Origin of the sequence: Streptomyces sp. NPDC091271 (genome assembly GCF_044757505.1) — a bacterium.
GTDB lineage: Bacteria > Actinomycetota > Actinomycetes > Streptomycetales > Streptomycetaceae > Streptomyces.
In genome coordinates this window covers 434,414-452,233 of the sequence record NZ_JBIVVD010000005.1, presented here as the reverse complement: position 1 = coordinate 452,233, position 17,820 = coordinate 434,414, and the positions used below count along the sequence as shown (strand labels likewise).

17 protein-coding genes are annotated in these 17,820 nt (G+C 71.9%); 8 read left to right on the top strand and 9 right to left on the bottom strand.

Features of this window, described 5'->3' with window-relative positions; all coding sequences use genetic code 11:
* Positions 1-70 precede the first annotated feature (70 nt).
* The gene (locus tag ACIQM3_RS23200) at positions 71-859 is read right to left on the bottom strand and encodes an adenosylcobinamide-GDP ribazoletransferase (RefSeq protein ID WP_401627145.1); all 789 of its coding nucleotides are present in this window, start codon (positions 857-859) and stop codon (positions 71-73) included.
* An 87-nt stretch (positions 860-946) separates the two neighbouring features.
* Here ACIQM3_RS23200 and ACIQM3_RS23195 point away from each other — a divergent pair, with 87 nt between their 5' ends.
* Complete coding sequence (locus ACIQM3_RS23195) at positions 947-1,720, top strand: hypothetical protein (protein ID WP_401627143.1); 774 nt, start codon at positions 947-949, stop codon at positions 1,718-1,720.
* Between the two features lie 39 nt (positions 1,721-1,759).
* Here the strand turns inward: ACIQM3_RS23195 and cobT are convergent, their stop codons facing one another.
* Entirely contained in the window at positions 1,760-2,926 is a 1,167-nt protein-coding gene (cobT, locus tag ACIQM3_RS23190; protein WP_401627141.1) for a nicotinate-nucleotide--dimethylbenzimidazole phosphoribosyltransferase, read from the bottom strand.
* 114 nt (positions 2,927-3,040) lie between these two features.
* Positions 3,041-4,243: a bifunctional adenosylcobinamide kinase/adenosylcobinamide-phosphate guanylyltransferase gene (locus ACIQM3_RS23185; RefSeq protein WP_401627140.1), complete on the bottom strand. Its 1,203-nt coding sequence runs from the start codon at positions 4,241-4,243 to the stop codon at positions 3,041-3,043.
* Between the two features lie 86 nt (positions 4,244-4,329).
* Here ACIQM3_RS23185 and ACIQM3_RS23180 point away from each other — a divergent pair, with 86 nt between their 5' ends.
* Positions 4,330-4,533 (top strand): hypothetical protein, encoded by a 204-nt coding sequence (locus tag ACIQM3_RS23180; RefSeq protein ID WP_099176312.1) that lies wholly within the window; start codon positions 4,330-4,332, stop codon positions 4,531-4,533.
* Between the two features lie 71 nt (positions 4,534-4,604).
* On the opposite strand, the gene ACIQM3_RS23175 is transcribed toward ACIQM3_RS23180, so the two are convergent.
* From ACIQM3_RS23175 to ACIQM3_RS23165, 3 genes are all read right to left on the bottom strand, one after another.
* Positions 4,605-5,678, bottom strand: coding sequence for a S1C family serine protease (locus tag ACIQM3_RS23175; protein ID WP_401627138.1), 1,074 nt, complete (start codon positions 5,676-5,678; stop codon positions 4,605-4,607).
* Positions 5,679-5,797: 119 nt separating this feature from the next.
* Entirely contained in the window at positions 5,798-6,565 is a 768-nt protein-coding gene (locus ACIQM3_RS23170; protein ID WP_401627136.1) for a class I SAM-dependent methyltransferase, read from the bottom strand.
* Positions 6,566-6,591: 26 nt separating this feature from the next.
* A complete protein-coding gene (locus tag ACIQM3_RS23165) occupies positions 6,592-7,191 on the bottom strand; it encodes a DUF3043 domain-containing protein (RefSeq protein WP_401627134.1) in 600 nt (199 codons plus the stop codon).
* Between the two features lie 296 nt (positions 7,192-7,487).
* Here ACIQM3_RS23165 and ACIQM3_RS23160 point away from each other — a divergent pair, with 296 nt between their 5' ends.
* The 5 genes from ACIQM3_RS23160 to ACIQM3_RS23140 all read left to right on the top strand — a co-directional run bounded on the left by ACIQM3_RS23160 (position 7,488) and on the right by ACIQM3_RS23140 (position 13,978).
* On the top strand, positions 7,488-8,270 hold the full coding sequence (locus tag ACIQM3_RS23160) for a PspA/IM30 family protein (RefSeq protein WP_262346702.1): 783 nt from the start codon (positions 7,488-7,490) through the stop codon (positions 8,268-8,270).
* A gap of 10 nt (positions 8,271-8,280) precedes the next feature.
* Positions 8,281-8,559 (top strand): hypothetical protein, encoded by a 279-nt coding sequence (locus ACIQM3_RS23155; RefSeq protein WP_033299956.1) that lies wholly within the window; start codon positions 8,281-8,283, stop codon positions 8,557-8,559.
* 131 nt (positions 8,560-8,690) lie between these two features.
* Positions 8,691-9,956 (top strand): sensor histidine kinase, encoded by a 1,266-nt coding sequence (locus ACIQM3_RS23150; protein WP_401627131.1) that lies wholly within the window; start codon positions 8,691-8,693, stop codon positions 9,954-9,956.
* Positions 9,953-10,639, top strand: coding sequence for a response regulator (locus tag ACIQM3_RS23145; RefSeq protein ID WP_401627130.1), 687 nt, complete (start codon positions 9,953-9,955; stop codon positions 10,637-10,639). The genes ACIQM3_RS23150 and ACIQM3_RS23145 overlap by 4 nt, the downstream gene beginning before the upstream one ends.
* 183 nt (positions 10,640-10,822) lie before the next feature.
* Positions 10,823-13,978, top strand: coding sequence for an efflux RND transporter permease subunit (locus ACIQM3_RS23140; protein ID WP_401627128.1), 3,156 nt, complete (start codon positions 10,823-10,825; stop codon positions 13,976-13,978).
* 84 nt (positions 13,979-14,062) lie between these two features.
* Here the strand turns inward: ACIQM3_RS23140 and nadA are convergent, their stop codons facing one another.
* On the bottom strand, positions 14,063-15,250 hold the full coding sequence (gene nadA, locus ACIQM3_RS23135) for a quinolinate synthase NadA (RefSeq protein ID WP_401627126.1): 1,188 nt from the start codon (positions 15,248-15,250) through the stop codon (positions 14,063-14,065).
* Between the two features lie 221 nt (positions 15,251-15,471).
* On the opposite strand from nadA, the gene ACIQM3_RS23130 reads away from it, so the two are divergent.
* On the top strand, positions 15,472-15,828 hold the full coding sequence (locus ACIQM3_RS23130; RefSeq protein ID WP_056784314.1) for an iron-sulfur cluster assembly accessory protein: 357 nt from the start codon (positions 15,472-15,474) through the stop codon (positions 15,826-15,828).
* Between the two features lie 75 nt (positions 15,829-15,903).
* Here the strand turns inward: ACIQM3_RS23130 and ACIQM3_RS23125 are convergent, their stop codons facing one another.
* Entirely contained in the window at positions 15,904-17,352 is a 1,449-nt protein-coding gene (locus ACIQM3_RS23125) for a hypothetical protein (protein WP_401627124.1), read from the bottom strand.
* A 120-nt stretch (positions 17,353-17,472) separates the two neighbouring features.
* Positions 17,473-17,685: a hypothetical protein gene (locus ACIQM3_RS23120; protein ID WP_401627122.1), complete on the bottom strand. Its 213-nt coding sequence runs from the start codon at positions 17,683-17,685 to the stop codon at positions 17,473-17,475.
* Positions 17,686-17,820 lie beyond the last annotated feature (135 nt).

Below are 17,820 nucleotides of genomic sequence, written 5' to 3'. Positions count from 1 at the left end.
CCTGCTTCCGGCTCACGGGGGCGGGGCCGTCCGAGGGGCGGACCCGGCCGTAAGGGCCCCGGGGGTCCCGTCACGAGAGGCCGAGGGACAGCGCCAGCAGTGTCACCGTGGCCGCCGTCTCCTCCAGCGCACCGAACACATCGCCGGTCACCCCACCGAAGCGGCGCACGCAGTGACGCAGCATCAGCTGCGCGGCGCCGAGGCCGGCCAGGGCGGCCAGGGCTTGGTGCAGACCCGCGCCGTATCCGCCCAGGAGCGCACCGGTCGCCGCGCAGCACGCGACCACCGCACAGGCCACGGCCGCTCCGTCCCGGGTCGGGACGGTGCCCGCCACCGCCGCGCCCAGGCCCTCCGGACGGGCGGGCGGGACGCCGCGGCGCGAGGCCAGTGTGAGCGCGAGCCGTGCGGTGACGGCGGCGGCGGCGGTGCCCAGCGCGCCGTCCGCCCAGCCGCGGCCGTACAGCTCGTGGAGCGCGGCGACCTGGGCCAGCAGCACGGACAACAGCGTGATCACACCGAACGGACCGATGTCCGACTGCTTCATGATCCGCAGCGCGTCCTCGGCCGGCTTGCCGCTGCCGAGCCCGTCCGCGGTGTCCGCGAGTCCGTCCAGGTGCAGCCCACGGGTCAGCGCGGCGGGGAGCGCGGCGGAGGCGACCGCCGCCACCAGGGGCCCCGACCCGCCCCACAGGAACAGCGTTCCGGGGACCGCCGCGAGCACTCCCACGACGAGCCCGGCGAGCGGGGCGCACAGCATGCCGGCGCGGGCGGTGGCGCGGTCCCAGCGGGAGACGCGGACGGGGAGCGCGGTCAGGGTGCCGAAGGCGAAGCGCAGACCGTGGCTGTTCAGGGAGGTCACCGCGCGCAGGCTAGCCGGTGCGGCGGTGTGCCGGATTGGGCAGAGTGGCACATAAGCCGCACATGCGGCTCTCCGGACGGAGGTGGCATGGGTCACTGGTTCCAGCAGAACATCGTCGAGCCCGGCAAGCTCCCGCTGCTGCTCGCCCTGAGCGCGTTCGTGCTGACCTTCGCCATCACCCGGACGGTCACCCGGATGATCAGGGCCGGGAAGGGCCCGTTCCGCAACATCACGCCCGGCGGTGTGCACGTCCACCACGTGGTGCCCGGTGTCGTGCTCACGGTGGTCGGCGGCTTCGGGGCGGTCGCGAGCGGCCAGTGGGGTGTCGCCGCCGGAATTTTCGCGGTGATCTTCGGGATGGGGGCCGGCCTGGTCCTCGACGAGTTCGCCCTGATCCTGCACCTCGACGACGTGTACTGGACCGAGGAGGGCCGGCAGAGCGTGGAGGTCGTCGTCCTCACCGCCTCGCTCGTCCTGCTCGTGCTCGCAGGCTTCTCACCGCTCGGTGTGGACGAACTGAGCGGCGAGCAGCAGCAGAACAGGCTGGGCGTCGTCCTGACCTACGTCGTCAACTTCGCCTTCGTCCTGATCGCCCTGTTCAAGGGCAAGGCCCGGATGGCGGTGCTCGGCACCCTCATCCCGTTCATCGCGCTGATCGGAGCGCTCCGCCTGGCCCGGCCCGCCTCGCTGTGGGCGAAGCGCTTCTACCGCCGGCGCCACCGGGCCCGCGCCAAGGCGGTGCTGAGGGCGTATCACCACGATGTCCGCTGGGCCGGACCCCGGCGTCGCTTCCAGGACCTGATCGGAGGGGCGCCGGACAGGACCCAGCTGCCGGGACCCGGCCCGGGCAGCGGGACCTGAGGCCACGCCACCGGGCCGCGCCCGAGGGGAGCGCGGTGCTCAGGGGGTCGTGTCCGCGGCCTTCGGCGGCTCCTCGGTCTCCGCTTCCTTCTCCGCCGAGGCGGGCTCCGACGCGGGCTCCGAGGCGGGCTCCGAGGCGGGCTCCGAGGCGGGCTCCGAGGCGGGCTCCGGGGCGCGCTCGGGCAGCTCCGCCGCCAGCGCCGCCGCGGCCTGGACGAGCGGCAGCGCCAGCAGGGCCCCGCTTCCCTCACCCACCGTCACCCCGTGGTCCAGCAGCGGGGTCAGGGCCATCCGGTCCAGCGCCTTCAGCTGGGCCGGCTCCCCGCTGAGCTGCCCCGCCAGCCACCAGTCCGGCGCCCGGAAGGCCGCCCGCTGGGCCACCAGGGCGCAGGCCGCCGAGACCACTCCGTCCAGCACGACGGGCATCCGGCGCACCGCGCTCTGCAGCAGGAACCCCGTCATGGCCGCCAGGTCCGCACCGCCCACGGCCGCCAGCAGCTCCAGCTGGTCACCGAGGACCGGCCGGGCCCGCCGCAGCGCGTCCCGGATCGCGGCGCACTTACGCATCCACGCCAGGTCGTCGATGCCCGCACCGCCGCGCCCGGTCACCACCGAGGCGTCCGTACCGCACAGGGCTGCGATCAGCGTCGAAGCCGCCGTCGTACCGCCGACGCTCAGATCGCCCAGCACCACCAGGTCCGTGCCGGAGTCGGCCTCCTCGTCGGCGACGCGCATCCCGAGGCGTACGGCCTGCTCGGCCTCCTCGGCCGTCAGCGCGTCCTCGACGTCGATCCGGCCGCTGCCGCGCCGCACCCGGTGGCGTACGACGGCTTCGGGCAGCAGCTCCGGATCGCAGTCCAGACCCGCGTCCACGATCCGTACGGGGACGGAGAAGCGCCGGGCCAGCACGGCGACGGGGCTCGCCCCGTCCAGCACCGCGCGGACGAGCTCGTGCGCGGTTCCCGCGGCCCGCCCGGAGACCTCCAGCTCCGCCACCCCGTGATCACCGGCGAACAGCACGACGCGCGGCTGCTCGACCGCCTTGACGGGCACCGACTGCTGGGCGGCCGACAGCCACTCACCCAGCTCGTCGAGGCGACCGAGCGCACCGACGGGAACGGCGAGCCGCTCCCGGCGTTCCTCGGCATCACGCCGTACGCCCCCGTCGGGGCGTTCGATCAGGTCGGAGAAGTCGTCCAGGTTCACGGGGGTCTGCCTCGCGGGTCGATACAGGGTGGGCAGGAACCCGCCGGGGGGCTCCTGCCCGGAACAGTACCCGGCGCTCCTTCCCGCACCCACGGCCCCGCATCCGCGCACGGCTCAGCCCCGCAGCACCAGCGCCTGCCCCGCGACCACCAGCAGCACCTGCTCGCACTCGGCCGCGAACGCGGCGTTCAGACGGCCCAGTTCGTCACGGAAGCGCCGCCCGGAGGCCGTCGCCGGGACGACACCCGAGCCGGTCTCGTTGGTCACGGCGACGACTGTGCGACGGGTCCCGCGCACCGCGCGGACCAGCTCGGCGACCCGTCCGCGCAGCTTCTCCTCCCCGCCGCCCGCCCACCGGTCGTCGTCCCACGCGCCGACCTGGTCCATCGCGTCCGTCAGCCACAGCGACAGACAGTCGATCAGCAGCGGCGGGCCGTCCTCCTCCAGCAGACCGGCGAGCTCGCAGGTCTCCTCGGTGCGCCACGCGGCCGGCCTGCGCTCACGGTGCAGACCGATCCGCGCCTCCCACTCCGCGTCCCCATGGCGGCGGCCGCCCGTCGCCACGTACACCACCTCGGGGAATGTCTCCAGGCGCTGTTCGGCCTCCACCGACTTCCCCGACCGGGCCCCGCCCGTGACCAGCGTGCGCCGGGGCACCTCGGGCACGGCGTGGTAGGCGCCCACCGGCAGCGTCGTCCCGTCCGGTACGGCCCGTGCCCCGCCCGTCGCGAGCCGGCGGGCCAGCGCGGGGCCGGGCGGCGCGTCGTGGTCCAGATGGACGGCGATCACCTCGGTGGTGGGCCCCACGGCCCGCACGGCCCGAAGCCTGGCCACGGCGTCCGGCCGCGCGATCACGTCGCACACGACCATGTCGTACGGCTCCGCCACCGGGTCGGCCAGACCTGCGGGGGAGGCCCCGGGCGGCAGATAGAGCAGGCGCTCGCCCTCCGGCGCCGTCACCTCGTAACCGGTGCCGGGGGCGTCCATCGCCAGGGCGCGGATCCGGTGCCCGCTGATCAGCGTCAGCTCCTGGCCGTCCGGGACACGCCCGGCAGGCGGGAGCGAGGCCGGCAGCTCCACGGCGGGCCCGTCATGGGGGTGGGTCAGCAGCACCTGCCGTACGCCGGCGAGCGAGTGTCCCGCGCGGGCGGCGGCGAACACGGCGCCCGGGGTGAGGTCCAGCAGCAGCGCGTCGTCCACGAGCAGCGCGGTCGCGGCGCGTGCCCCGGCGCCGCGGGAGGACGCGCAGACGGCGCAGGGGCAGTCGGGCCGCGGCAGCCCGTCGGGGGCTCCGGTGCCGAGCAGTGTCAGTTCCACGCTCTGATCCTCCCGTGTCCATGAACCACCTGCGCGCCCGGGACACCCACTAGTCTTCGGGGAGCAACGTGACCCAGGAGGCGGACATGGCGTGGACGTGGCGGTTCGAGAAGTCCGACGGTACGGAGACGGAGCCGGCGCTGCAGCCGGAGGAGTTCACGACTCAGGGCGACGCGGAGTCCTGGATCGGTGAGTTCTGGAAGGAGCTCCTCGAAGGCGGTGCGGACCAGGTGACGCTCTTCGAGGACGCGACGAAGATCTACGGCCCGATGAGCCTCCAGGCCGACTGAGGCCCCCGTGACCGCCCGGGCCCCGGGGCCCGGGCGGGACTTCGTCTCCCCGCCCCTCACCCCGCCGGCCCTCAGATCTCGCCCAGAGTGACCTCGGCCGTCTTCCTCGAGTCCCCCCGCGTGTACGTCACCCGGACCTTCCGGCCCGGCTTCTCGCCCGCCAGGGCCTCCGAGAGCGAGGTGATCGTCGTGACCGGGGTGTCGCCGATCCGGGTGATGACGTCCCCGACGCGCAGGCCGGCCTCCGCCGCCGCCCCGTCCTTCTCGACGCTGACGACGGCGACACCGGCGGGCTGATAGTCGTCGTCGACGACGCTGCGGCCCATGATGTCCAGAGCCGCCCGGCCCGAGTCGGTGACCTTCCCCGACCGGATGATCTGGTCGGCGACCGTCCGCACCATCGAGACAGGGATGGCGAACCCGATCCCGGGCGCCGCGCCGCCGCCCTGCTCGCCGTCCGTCGCCGCGAGGGTCGGGATGCCGATGATCTCGCTGTCGAGGTTCACCAGGGCGCCGCCGCTGTTGCCCGGGTTGATGGCCGCCGAGGTCTGCACCATGTCGGCGAGCGTCGCCCCGGTCCCGCCCCCCGAGCGGCCCTCGCTGACCGTCCGGCCCACGGCCGAGACGATGCCCTGGGTGACACTGCTGGAGAGGCCGAGCGGTGAGCCCATCGCCAGGACGATCTGCCCCACCTCGACCTCGTCCGTGTCCCCGAACTCCGCGGCCCGCAGCCCGCCCGGGACCGCGTCCAGCTTGATGACGGCCAGGTCCTGCTCCGGGTAGGACGAGACCAGGGACGCCTTGAGCACCTTCTCGCCGGTGGCGACGCTGACGTCGAAGGTCTTCTCGCTGCCCACGACATGGGCGTTCGTGACGATGTGGCCCTTGTCGTCGTAGACGATGCCCGAGCCGAGCGCGTCCCCGGCGCCGATCTGCACGACGGAGGGCAGCACGTCCTTGATGACGGTCCGGTACTGGTCCTCCAGATCGCCCGTGGCCCGGGACACCACCGCCTGCTGGGCCGGGGCCGCGGACGGGGCGGGGCCCGGCCCGGCGCAGCCGACCGCCAGGGCGACCACACAGGCACCGGCGGCCAGGGGCATGACTGAGCGGCGTACCCGCCTGCGGGAAGGGGTTGCGTCCATGCCCGGAGTATCGCCAGGGCCCGCCGTCCACGGCCTGCGCTGGTGGGCCGATCAGGCGTACGGCGGCGACGGATTCAGCCCGCTCGGGCCGCGAGGCCCGGGACGCGCCCCCGGAGGCGTCAGCCGCGTACGCCGCACAGGTGGAGCAGCGCTGCCACCCCGCGGTACGGATCGGTCCGCCCCGCGCGGTCCTCGGCAGCGAACACCCGCGCCAGCTCCTCGGGGCCGGGGAGCTCCGCCTCGTTGCTCACGTTGTCCGTGAACACCCGCACGCCGTACCAGGCGTGCAGCGGGGCGGCGATCCCGGCGAGGGTGGCCCGCAGGACCTCGAGCCGGTCGGCCCGGACGTCGAGGCCGAGCCTGTTCGTGTACGTGTCCGTGTCGAACGCGGCGAGGGCCGCGCCGAAGTCGCCGGCCGATCCCGGGCGCATCGCCAGCGCGTCCGCGTTCCGCACGAGCAGGGAGAGCAGCCCGCCTGGCGCCAGCATCCTGGCCAGCCCTGCCAGCAGCGGGTCCGGCTCGGGGACATACATCAGCACCCCGTGACAGAGCACCACGTCGAAGCTGCCGGGCAGGAAGTGCACCCCGGTCTCACGGCCGTCACCCTCGATGAGCCGCACCCGCTCCCGGATGCCCTCGGGCTCGGCCGCCAGGGACTCCCGGGCCGACCGCAGCATCTCGCCGTCGGACTCGAGGCCCGTCACGGAGTGGCCGGCCCGGGCCAGGCGCAGTGCCTGCGTGCCCTGGCCCATGCCGACGTCGAGCACCCGCAGCCGTTGCCCCACGGGGTAGCGCGCGGCTATCTGCTCGTCGAGCTGCCGGGCGACGAGCTCCTGACGGACCGTGTTGCGCAGTCCGCCGAGCCCGGCCAGCCACTGGGAGGACACCCCCGTGAAGCCGGAGGTCTCCGTGCTCAGGGCCGCTCTCCCCGCTTGACCTGAGGCTTGGGAAGACGCAGTCGGCGCATCTGGAGCGTACGCATCAGGCCGTAGGCCACCGCGCCGCGCTTCGGGGCGTCAGGGAAGCGCTGGGCCAGCTGCTTCTTCAGACGGAACCCGAGGCCGATGGAGTCGACGACGATCAGCACGATCACGCCGAGCCAGAGCAGCAGCGAGATGTTCTGGATGTTCTGGACCTGGATCACGCTCAGGATCAGGATGATCACCGCGAGCGGAAGGAAATACTCCGCGATGCAGAAGCGCGAGTCCACGAAGTCACGGACGAAGCGCCGCACGGGCCCCTTGTCGCGCACCGGCAGATAGCGCTCGTCACCCGACGCGAGAGCCTCCCGCTGCCGGGCCATGTCGGACCGGCGTGCTTCGCGCTGGCGCTTGGCGGCCTCCTTGCGGTCGGTCGGCGCACCGCTGGAGGCACGTCGGCGCTGCGTCTGGGCGTCGCTGCGCTTGGGGGTGGGGCGACCCTTGGGAGCCTGGGGGTCGCGGGGCTGCTTGGAGAGGTCCGCCGTCACCTTGCCGGTGGGGGCCTTCTCTTCCTTGGAACGGCTACGGAACACAAAACCCAAGGGTACGGGGTCCTCCGGTACTACCGGGGACCGGCCGGGAACGATCCGGCAACGGCCTGCGTCCTGAAAAGTGTCCCGACAGGGGCAGAACGGACGTTGCCGACGCCATCCCTGATGGTCTTCTACTCCCTGCGCGGGAGCGGTAACCGGCGGCAGTCGTCCTTGCGGAGGAGCACATCCGTGCTCGAACAGTGCGGTAATGGAGACAGGGCCCGTACTGTGGGTTCTGTTGGAGTGCTGGAGCTCAGTCCGTCAGAAGGGGGCGCGCGAAGCCCATGAGCGGTGTCATGAAGCGTATGGGAATGATCTTCCGCGCGAAGGCAAACAAGGCCCTTGACCGGGCCGAGGATCCGCGCGAGACCCTCGATTACTCGTACCAGAAGCAGCTGGAGCTGCTTCAGAAGGTACGCCGCGGCGTCGCCGATGTGGCGACCTCGCGCAAGCGGCTGGAGCTGCAGCTGAACCAGCTGCAGGGGCAGTCGTCCAAGCTGGAGGACCAGGGCCGCAAGGCGCTCGCGCTCGGCCGCGAGGACCTGGCCCGCGAGGCGCTGTCGAGGCGCGCCGCCCTCCAGCAGCAGGTCACGGACCTGGAGACGCAGCACCAGACGCTGCAGGGCGAGGAGGAGAAGCTCACCCTCGCGGCCCAGCGTCTGCAGGCCAAGGTCGACGCCTTCCGGACGAAGAAGGAGACCATCAAGGCCACCTACACCGCGGCCCAGGCCCAGACGCGGATCGGTGAGGCCTTCTCCGGCATCTCCGAGGAGATGGGCGACGTCGGCCTGGCGATCCAGCGGGCCGAGGACAAGACCCAGCAGCTCCAGGCGCGCGCCGGGGCCATCGACGAGCTGCTGGCCTCCGGGGCCCTCGACGACCCGTCCGGCACGGCGAAGGACGACATCGCCGCCGAGCTGGACCGGATCTCCGGTGGTACGGATGTGGAGCTTGAGCTGCAGCGCATGAAGGCCGAGCTGGCCGGCGGTTCCGCCGGGCAGCAGCAGGCCATCGAGGGCGGCGCCGAGGACGCGGCACCGCAGGCGCAGCAGTCCCCGCACAAGTTCGACAAGCAGTGAGGGCGGCGTCATGATCGTACGGATCATGGGGGAGGGCCAGGTCGTACTGGCCGACAGTCATGTCGCCGAGCTGAACAAGCTCGACGACATACTCCTCGCGGAGATGGAGAGTGGTGACGGACCGGGCTTCCGCACCACGCTCCACGCTCTCCTGGACAAGGTGCGCGAGCTCGGCTCACCGCTCCCCGACGACTCCCTGGAGCCGTCCGAACTGATCCTGCCGGCACCCGACGCCACCCTCGAAGAGGTGCGCTCCATGCTCCGCGACGACGGGCTGATCCCCGGCTGACCTGCCCGCCCGCTCCGCACTCCCACGATGCCCCGCACCGGCCGGACCGGTGCGGGGCATCGTGCCGCGCGCACACTGCCGTGACACCGTCCGGACCGCACCGTCGACGGCACGCCGTACCGTAGCTCGACGTGACCACCCTCGGAACCGGGCTCGTGCGCACCCGCCGCTGGCTGCGAGGCCACCCCCTCGCCTTCGACGCCGGCCTCGCCCTGGCCGTGCTCGTCTGCATGATCTGCGCGTCGTTCGCCGAGCCGGACCCGGGTCACGGGCCCGTCTTCGGAGCGCGGACGCCCGAGGCGTCGAGCGTCCTGCTGATGGTGCTCGCCGCCGCGGCGCTCGTCCTGCGCCGGCGCAGGCCCATGACGGTGCTGGCGGTGACCGGGCTGCTGTCCGTCGTCGAGTTCGTTCTCATGGATCCGCCCGCCCCCGTCGTGATGAGCGCCGTCATCGCGCTCTTCTCCGTCGCGGCCAGTACCGACCGCCCCACCACCTGGCGGGTCGGCCTGCTGACCATGGGCGTGCTCACCGTGGCCGCGATGGTGGTCGGCACGACGCCCTGGTACAGCCAGGAGAACCTCGGTGTCCTCGCCTGGACCGGCCTCGCCGGTGCCGCGGGCGACGCCGTGCGCAGCAGACGCGCGTTCATCGACGCGATCAGGGAACGGGCCGAACGCGCGGAACGCACCCGCGAGGAGGAGGCCGGCCGCAGGGTCGCCGAGGAGCGGCTGCGTATCGCCCGGGACCTCCACGACGTCGTCGCCCACCACATCGCCCTCGTCAACGTCCAGGCCGGGGTCGCGGCCCACGTCATGGACAAGCGCCCCGACCAGGCGAAGGAGGCGCTCGCGCACGTACGGGAAGCCAGCCGCTCCGCCCTCAACGAACTGCGGACCACGGTCGGGCTGCTGCGCCAGTCCGGCGACCCGGAGGCGCCCACCGAACCCGCGCCGGGGCTCGCCGTCCTCGACACCCTGGTCGACACCTTCCGCAACGCCGGGCTCCCCGTCGAGGTCGCCCGCACCGACCCGGACAGCCCGCTGCCGGCGGCGGTCGACCTCGCGGCCTACCGGATCATCCAGGAGGCGCTGACCAACGTACGCAAACACGCGGGCGCCGACGCGAAGGCCGAGGTGAGCGTCGTACGGGTCGGGAGGACCGCGGAGGTCACCGTGCTCGACAACGGCAGGGGAGCGGACCCGGGCCCCGCGCCGTCCGACGGTGGCAGGCACGGCCTGATCGGCATGCGCGAGCGCGTCACCGCCCTGGGCGGCGCCCTCACGGCGGGGCCCCGTTACGGAGGCGGATTCAGGGTTCATGCGATCCTGCCCGTCACGTCCCGCACACGCGCTCCGGAAGGGCCGGACACGGCGGGGACCACGGGGGGACGCGCATGACGCCCATCAAGGTGCTGCTCGCCGACGACCAGGCGCTGCTGCGGAGCGCCTTCCGGGTGCTGGTCGACTCCGAGCCCGACATGCGGGTCGTCGGCGAGGCCGCCGACGGGGCGGAGGCCGTGGAACTGGCCCGCTCGACCCTCGCCGACGTCGTGCTGATGGACATCCGGATGCCGGGCACCGACGGACTCGCCGCCACCCGCATGATCAGCGCGGACCCGGACCTGGCGGGCGTACGCATCGTCATGCTCACCACCTTCGAGGTGGACGAGTACGTGGTGCGGTCCCTGCGCGCGGGAGCGTCCGGCTTCCTGGGCAAGGGCGCGGAACCGGACGAGCTGCTCAACGCCATCCGTGTCGCCGCGGCCGGCGAGGCACTGCTCTCCCCGGTCGCCACCAAGGGCCTCATCGCCAGCTTCCTGGCCCAGGGCGGCGGCACGGAGGACCAGGACGGCACGGAGTACACCGAGCGCCTCGCCGCGCTCACCGGGCGCGAGCGCGAGGTACTCGTCCAGGTCGCGGGCGGCCTCTCCAACGACCAGATCGCCGACCGGCTCGTCGTCAGCCCGCTCACCGTGAAGACCCATGTGAACCGGGCCATGGCGAAGCTGGGTGCGCGGGACCGTGCGCAATTGGTCGTCATTGCCTACGAATCGGGTCTGGTCCGCCCCAGGGTGGAGTGACGGGTGGAGAAGCGGCTACTCCAGCTGCGGTATGCGCGGGATGAGAAAGCAACCCGGGGGCCGACGATTTCGGTCACGGGGACGGCGATCGTATAGATGGGCGGGCTCTGTCCCCTGTGCTCACCGCGTGAGCACCGAACGGCCCCCCACCTGCCGCGTACGCCACAGAAGAGAGACCCACCCATGTCCTGGCTGTCCAGATTCAGCCTCGCGCAACGGGCCCTGATCGGGCTGATCTCGATCGTCGCGCTCGTTTTCGGAGCGATAGCGATCCCGCAGCTCAAGCAGCAGCTGCTGCCCACCATCGAACTCCCGATGGTGTCGGTGCTGGCGCCCTACCAGGGTGCGTCCCCCGACGTGGTCGAGAAGCAGGTCGTCGAACCCCTCGAGGACGCCATCAAGGCTGTCGACGGAGTCGAGGGCATCACCTCGACCGCCAGCGAGGGCAACGCCGTCGTCATGGCGAGCTTCGACTTCGGTGACGAAGGCACGAAGCAGCTCGTCGCCGACATCCAGCAGGCCGTGAACCGCGCCCGCATCCAGCTGCCCGACGACGTGGACCCGCAGGTCATCGCGGGTTCGACGGACGACATCCCGACCGTCGTCCTCGCCGTCACCTCCGACGAGGACCAGCAGGCGCTCGCCGACAAGCTGGAACGCACGGTCGTCCCGGCGCTCGAGGACATCGAGGGCGTCGGCCAGGTCGCGATCGACGGTGTCCAGGAGCTCCAGGTCTCCGTCGTCCCCGACGACAGGAAGCTCGCCGCGGCGGGCATGAACGCCGGCTCGCTGGCCCAGGCGCTCCAGGCAGGCGGAGCCACCGTCCCGGCCGGCTCCTTCTCCGAGTCGGGCAAGAGCCGCACCATCCAGGTGGGCGGCTCCTTCACCTCGCTCCAGCAGATCGAGGACCTGAAGGTCTCCGCGGCGGACCCGGCGGCGGGCAAGGCCGGAAAGCCGGTCCGCGTCGGTGACGTCGCCACGGTGAAGCAGGAGCCCGCGACCGCGGTCTCCATCACCCGTACGAACGGCAGGCCGAGCCTCGCCGTCATGGCGACGATGGACAAGGACGGCAGTGCCGTCGCCATCTCGGACGCCGTCGAGGACAAGCTCCCGGACCTGCGCAAGGACCTCGGCGCCGGCGCCGAGCTGACCGTCGTATCCGACCAGGGGCCCGCCGTCTCCAAGGCGATCTCCGGTCTGACCACCGAAGGCGCGCTCGGTCTGCTCTTCGCGGTCGTCGTGATCCTGGTGTTCCTCGCCTCGATCCGCTCGACGCTGGTCACCGCGGTCTCCATCCCGCTCTCCGTGGTCCTCGCGCTGATCGTGCTCTGGACCCGCGACCTGTCGCTGAACATGCTGACCCTCGGCGCGCTGACCATCGCGATCGGCCGCGTCGTCGACGACTCGATCGTGGTCCTGGAGAACATCAAGCGGCACCTCGGCTACGGGGAGGAGCGCCGGTCCGCGATCATCACCGCGGTCAAGGAGGTGGCCGGCGCGGTCACCTCGTCCACGCTCACCACCGTCGCGGTCTTCCTGCCCATCGGTCTGGTCGGCGGCATGGTCGGCCAGCTCTTCGGGTCGTTCTCCCTCACCGTCACGGCGGCCCTGCTGGCCTCCCTGCTGGTCTCGCTGACCGTGGTCCCGGTCCTCTCGTTCTGGTTCCTGCGGGCCCCCAAGGGCACCGCCGCGAACCCGGACGAGGCGCGCCGCAAGGCCGAGGAGAAGGAAGCCGCCAGCCGGCTCCAGCGGATCTACGTCCCGGTGCTGCGCTTCGCGACCCGGCGCCGCATCACCAGCATCGTCATCGCCTTCGTGGTCCTGTTCGGCACCTTCGGCATGGCCCCCCTGCTGAAGACGAACTTCTTCGACCAGGGCGAGCAGGAAGTCCTCTCCATCAAGCAGGAGCTGACTCCCGGCACCAGCCTGGCCGCGGCGGACGAGGCCGCGCAGAAGGTCGAGAAGGCTCTCGCCGCCGACAAGGGCGTCGAGGACTACCAGGTCACCGTGGGCTCCTCGGGCTTCATGGCGGCCTTCGGCGGCGGTACGGGCGCCAACCAGGCCTCCTACCAGGTCACGCTCAAGGACTCGGCGGACTTCGACGCCACCCAGGACCGCATCGACGAGGCCCTGGGCAAGCTCGACGGCATCGGTGACACCACCATCGCCGGCGGCGACGGCTTCGGCAGCCAGGACCTCAGCGTCGTGGTGAAGGCCGCCGACGCGGACGTCCTGAAGAAGGCCTCCGAAGCGGTGCGCAGCGAGGTAGCCGAGCTCAAGGACGTCACGGATGTCCAGAGCGACCTGGCACAGAGCGTCCCGCGCATCTCGGTCAAGGCCAACGACAAGGCGGCCGACGCCGGATTCGACCAGACCTCGCTGGGCGCGGCGGTCGCCGGCGCGGTGCGCGGTACCCCGTCCGGCAAGGCGATCATGGACGACACCGAGCGTGACGTCGTCATCAAGTCCTCGCACCCGGCCACCACCATGGCCGAGTTGAAGGCGCTGCCGCTCGGCCCTGTGAAGCTCGGCGACATCGCCGACGTGGAACTGGTGCCCGGCCCGGTCACGATGACCCGGATCGACGGCCAGCGCGCCGCGACGATCACAGCCAAGCCGACCGGCGACAACACAGGTGCGGTCACCACCTCGCTCCAGACGAAGATCGACGCCCTGGACCTCCCGGAGGGCGCCACCGCGACCATCGGCGGTGTCTCCGAGGACCAGAACGACGCCTTCATGAAGCTCGGCCTGGCCATGCTGGCGGCCATCGCGATCGTCTTCATGCTGCTGGTGGCCACCTTCCGGTCGCTCATCCAGCCGCTGATCCTGCTGGTCTCCATCCCGTTCGCGGCGACGGGCGCCATCGGCCTCCTGGTCGCCACCGGCACCCCGATGGGCGTCCCGGCGATGATCGGCATGCTGATGCTGATCGGCATCGTGGTGACCAACGCGATCGTGCTGATCGACCTGATCAACCAGTACAGGGCGCAGGGCATGGGCGTCGTCGAGGCGGTCGTCGAGGGCGGTCGCCACCGTCTGCGTCCGATCCTCATGACGGCACTGGCGACGATCTTCGCCCTGCTCCCGATGGCGCTCGGCGTCACGGGTGAGGGCGGCTTCATCTCCCAGCCGCTGGCGGTCGTGGTGATCGGCGGTCTGATCACCTCCACGCTGCTGACCCTGCTCCTGGTGCCGACGCTCTACGCGATGGTCGAGCTCCGCAAGGAGCGCCGCGCGAAGAAGAAGGCGGCCAAGCGCGAGGCCAAGTCCGGCGAGGCGGCGCCCGACGCTCCGGAGGAAGCCACCTCCGAGGAGCCGGAGCCGGCGAAGGCCTGACACCCTCCGGTGACAGCAGAGAGGCCCCCGACGCCCGTACAAGGGCGTCGGGGGCCTTCCTCTGCACCGAGGGAGCCGCCGGGGCTACGGCAGCGCCAGCATCCGCTCCAGCGCCAGCTTCGCGAACTTCTCCGTCTCCGCGTCGACCTGGATCCGGTTGACCAGGTTCCCCTCGGCCAGGGACTCCAGGGTCCACACCAGGTGCGGCAGGTCGATCCGGTTCATCGTCGAGCAGAAGCACACCGTCTTGTCGAGGAAGACGATCTCCTTGTCCTCGTCGGCGAAACGGTTCGCCAGCCGGCGCACCAGGTTCAGCTCCGTGCCGATGGCCCACTTGGAGCCGGCCGGGGCGGCCTCCAGGGCCTTGATGATGTACTCCGTCGAGCCCACGTAGTCCGCGGCCGCCACGACCTCGTGCTTGCACTCCGGGTGCACCAGCACGTTGACGCCCGGGATCCGCTCCCGTACGTCGTCGACGGACTCCACCGAGAAGCGCCCGTGCACCGAGCAGTGCCCGCGCCACAGGATCATCTTGGCGTCACGCAGCTGCTCGGCGGTCAGGCCGCCGTTCGGCTTGTGCGGGTTGTAGAGGACGCAGTCCTCCAGGGTCATCCCCATGTCCCGCACGGCCGTGTTCCGGCCCAGGTGCTGGTCCGGCAGGAAGAGCACCTTGTCGCCCTGGTCGAAGGCCCACTCCAGCGCCCGCTTCGCGTTGGACGAGGTGCAGATGGTGCCGCCGTGCTTACCGGTGAAGGCCTTGATGTCGGCGGAGGAGTTCATGTACGAGACCGGCACGACCTGGTCGGCGACTCCCGCCTCCGTCAGCACGTCCCAGCACTCGGCGACCTGCTCCGCGGTGGCCATGTCGGCCATCGAGCAGCCGGCGGCCAGGTCCGGAAGGACGACCTTCTGGTCGTCGCCCGTCAGGATGTCCGCGGACTCGGCCATGAAGTGCACACCGCAGAAGACGATGTACTCCGCCTCGGGCCGTGCCGCCGCGTCGCGGGCGAGCTTGAACGAGTCGCCGGTGACGTCCGCGAACTGGATGACCTCGTCGCGCTGGTAGTGGTGCCCGAGCACGAAGACCTTGTCCCCGAGCTTCTCCTTGGCGGCGCGAGCCCTCTCCACCAGGTCCGGGTCGGACGGGGAGGGCAGGTCGCCGGGGCATTCGACCCCGCGCTCGCTCCGCGGGTCGGCCTCGCGGCCGAGCAGCAGAAGGGCGAGGGGCGTCGGCTGGACATCCAGGGGCTGGGCGGTGGTCACGACACGCACCCTTTCTTTTCTGCGAAAAGCCTTTTCGTCTAATTGACGCTATCTATCATAACCGCTTTGTGTCAGCTTGACGATGCCCATAGCGTCGATGTGACGCATCCCCCCGCGCACCCGGTGTGCGAGCATGAAGGGAACAGACACGCGCCTGGCCCGGAATGAATCCGCGGCCCCGATGGTTGGACCGTCGGCAAGCAGTCCGTACAACCCCGGGAGAGAAGCAGATGTCCGTATCGGACGAGACCACCACCGTGAGCGACGGCATCCTCCTGTCCGACGCCGCCGCAGACAAGGTCAGGACCCTGCTGGAGCAGGAAGGCCGTGACGACCTCGCGCTGCGCGTCGCCGTACAGCCCGGCGGCTGCTCGGGCCTTCGCTACCAGCTCTTCTTCGACGAGCGCTCGCTGGACGGCGACGTCGTGAAGGACTTCGGCGGCGTCAAGGTCGTCACGGACCGGATGAGCGCCCCGTACCTGGGCGGCGCCTCCGTCGACTTCGTGGACACCATCGAGAAGCAGGGCTTCACGATCGACAACCCGAACGCCACGGGCTCCTGCGCCTGCGGTGACTCCTTCAGCTGAACCCTGAGTCGTACGACAGCGGCGGCGCTCCCGGACCCGGGAGTGCCGCCGCTGTCGTGTGCCGGTGCGGAGGTCTCAGCCGCGCGGTACGGTCTCGCCCGACCCGGCGTCGACCACCTTCCGGCCGTCCAGCGGCGCGTCCAGCGTCACCGTCCGGGTCAGCTCCTGGGCGATCATGATGCAGGCCTTCCCGGGGTCCGGCTCCGACTCGGAGACCGTGACCCGCACGGTCGTGGCGTCCTCGGTGGCGCGGGCCGTGTAGGTGCTGCACACGCCGCCCCAGAACGTCACCTCCAACGTCCGGCCGTCGGCGCTGTACGCGATGAGAGGCGCCCCCTCGCCCTGCGGGTCCTTCGTGGGCTCCGGGGCCGGCGGGGTGCTCTCCGGCGCCAGGCGGTCCGGGTCCACCGCGACCTGGACCACCGTGCTCGCGGGGCCGCCCCCTTCGGGCCGTACGGAGAAGAGCCACGAGGGCACGAGGACCGGTTCGCCGTCCGAGTACTGCGCCGCGAGCCCGAACTCGGCCTTCTCGACCGTCGCCGTGGTGGCCGGCGGGGTCCCGCCGCGGGTACCGCAGTCGGTCTTCGGTGAGGCCGGATCACCCTCCAGCGGCTCGGGGGTCGCGCAGCCGCCGATGTCGGACTTCGCGGCCCGCCGGCTCTCCGCGTTCAGCTGCTTCAGCGCCTCGTCCGCGCCGGTCACCGGATAGGTGTCGCCCTTCTTCAGGGACTTCAGATGGCCGCTGCCTCCGACGATCTCGCCCCCGGCGCCCACCTGGATCCCGGTCGACCACCCGTATGTCGGCAGTCCGTCCACCACGGGGTCGGCGTTCACCACCCGTACGGAACCCATCAGCTGGGCCGCGTCGAGCGCGGCGTCGTCCTGCCCCACCGCTTTCAGGACCGGTACCGCCGCGGCCTTGGCGGCCTTCTCGCTCACCGGCGACCCGGCGCCGGCGCCCGGGGCCGTGTCCTTCGAGCAGACCGTGGGCGACTCGCACGCGTCCGGACCACCCGAGCCGTACCGTGCGAAGGTCCAGGTGCCCGGCGCCTGCTTGGTCACCCGCAGAAGGGGCCCGGAGCCGTCCCCGTCACTGCCCACCTTCCACGCCGTGCCTTCCGCACGGGGCGTTCCCCGCACCCCGAGGGCCTTCGCGAGGCGTGCCACCTCGGTCGAGGTCACCGTGCCCGTCGCGCGGTGGACGGCGGCCCTGTCCGGGCCGTCGGGCAGCTCGCCCGAGGCGCGGTAGACGGTTCCGCCGCCATGGGGATCCGGCTCACCCGGCGCGATGCCCGGAGGTGCCGACGTGCCGCCGTCCGCCGGGACGTCGAGCGACAGCAGAGGGGCCGCACCGGTCCCGGGATCGGGGCGGAGACCGGGTCCGGCCTCGCCCGAGGTGCTGGACGCCCAGTACGCGCCTCCGCCCCCGGCCAGCAGCACGGCTGCCGCCACCGAGGCCACGGCGAGCGGCGACCGCCGCCGCCGGGGGCCGGTCACGTCATTCTCGGGTCGCTCGGTGCTCACCGGATCGCTCCTTCGGCTGCCTGGCCGTCACGGGCACATCATCCGCCCCCGGGGCGGGGGCACCGGTGGGACGAGCCAGGGGAGCGCGCGGTTCCACCCCGTGCGCGGGGAAGCCTCCGGTCAGTCCCCGTAGTCGGACATGGAGTCGATCAGGCGGGCCGAGGAGGGTGGCACCGTGACCCCGTGAATGCGGGAGGGCTCCACCGGCTTCGTGGCGGCCCTCGTGGGCGCGACCCAGTGCGGCGCCATCCGTGCGCAGTCACCGCGCAGCTCGGCCAGGCTCATCTCGGACTCACGCGGAACGGACTCACGCGGAACGATGGTGTTCGACATATCCGCACCGTACGCATGGGGGAGCCCACGCAGAAAGACCTACTATCGGGTAGTTTTCACCCTTCGGGCACGGAGGCGCCACCGGGTAGCGTGAACTGTCACGCCGTCCCGGAGGGCGCTCACGCGTTCCCTCCG

Excerpts from the sequence above, each read along its gene's own strand:
- ACIQM3_RS23195 (WP_401627143.1), top strand. The coding sequence starts at position 947 with ATGGGTCACTGGTTCCAGCAGAACATCGTCGAGCCCGGCAAGCTCCCG.
- ACIQM3_RS23180 (WP_099176312.1), top strand. The coding sequence starts at position 4,330 with ATGGCGTGGACGTGGCGGTTCGAGAAGTCCGACGGTACGGAGACGGAG.
- ACIQM3_RS23175 (WP_401627138.1), bottom strand. The coding sequence starts at position 5,678 with ATGGACGCAACCCCTTCCCGCAGGCGGGTACGCCGCTCAGTCATGCCC.
- ACIQM3_RS23160 (WP_262346702.1), top strand. The coding sequence starts at position 7,488 with ATGAAGCGTATGGGAATGATCTTCCGCGCGAAGGCAAACAAGGCCCTT.
- ACIQM3_RS23155 (WP_033299956.1), top strand. The coding sequence starts at position 8,281 with ATGATCGTACGGATCATGGGGGAGGGCCAGGTCGTACTGGCCGACAGT.
- ACIQM3_RS23145 (WP_401627130.1), top strand. The coding sequence starts at position 9,953 with ATGACGCCCATCAAGGTGCTGCTCGCCGACGACCAGGCGCTGCTGCGG.
- ACIQM3_RS23140 (WP_401627128.1), top strand. The coding sequence starts at position 10,823 with ATGTCCTGGCTGTCCAGATTCAGCCTCGCGCAACGGGCCCTGATCGGG.
- ACIQM3_RS23130 (WP_056784314.1), top strand. The coding sequence starts at position 15,472 with ATGTCCGTATCGGACGAGACCACCACCGTGAGCGACGGCATCCTCCTG.
- ACIQM3_RS23120 (WP_401627122.1), bottom strand. The coding sequence starts at position 17,685 with ATGTCGAACACCATCGTTCCGCGTGAGTCCGTTCCGCGTGAGTCCGAG.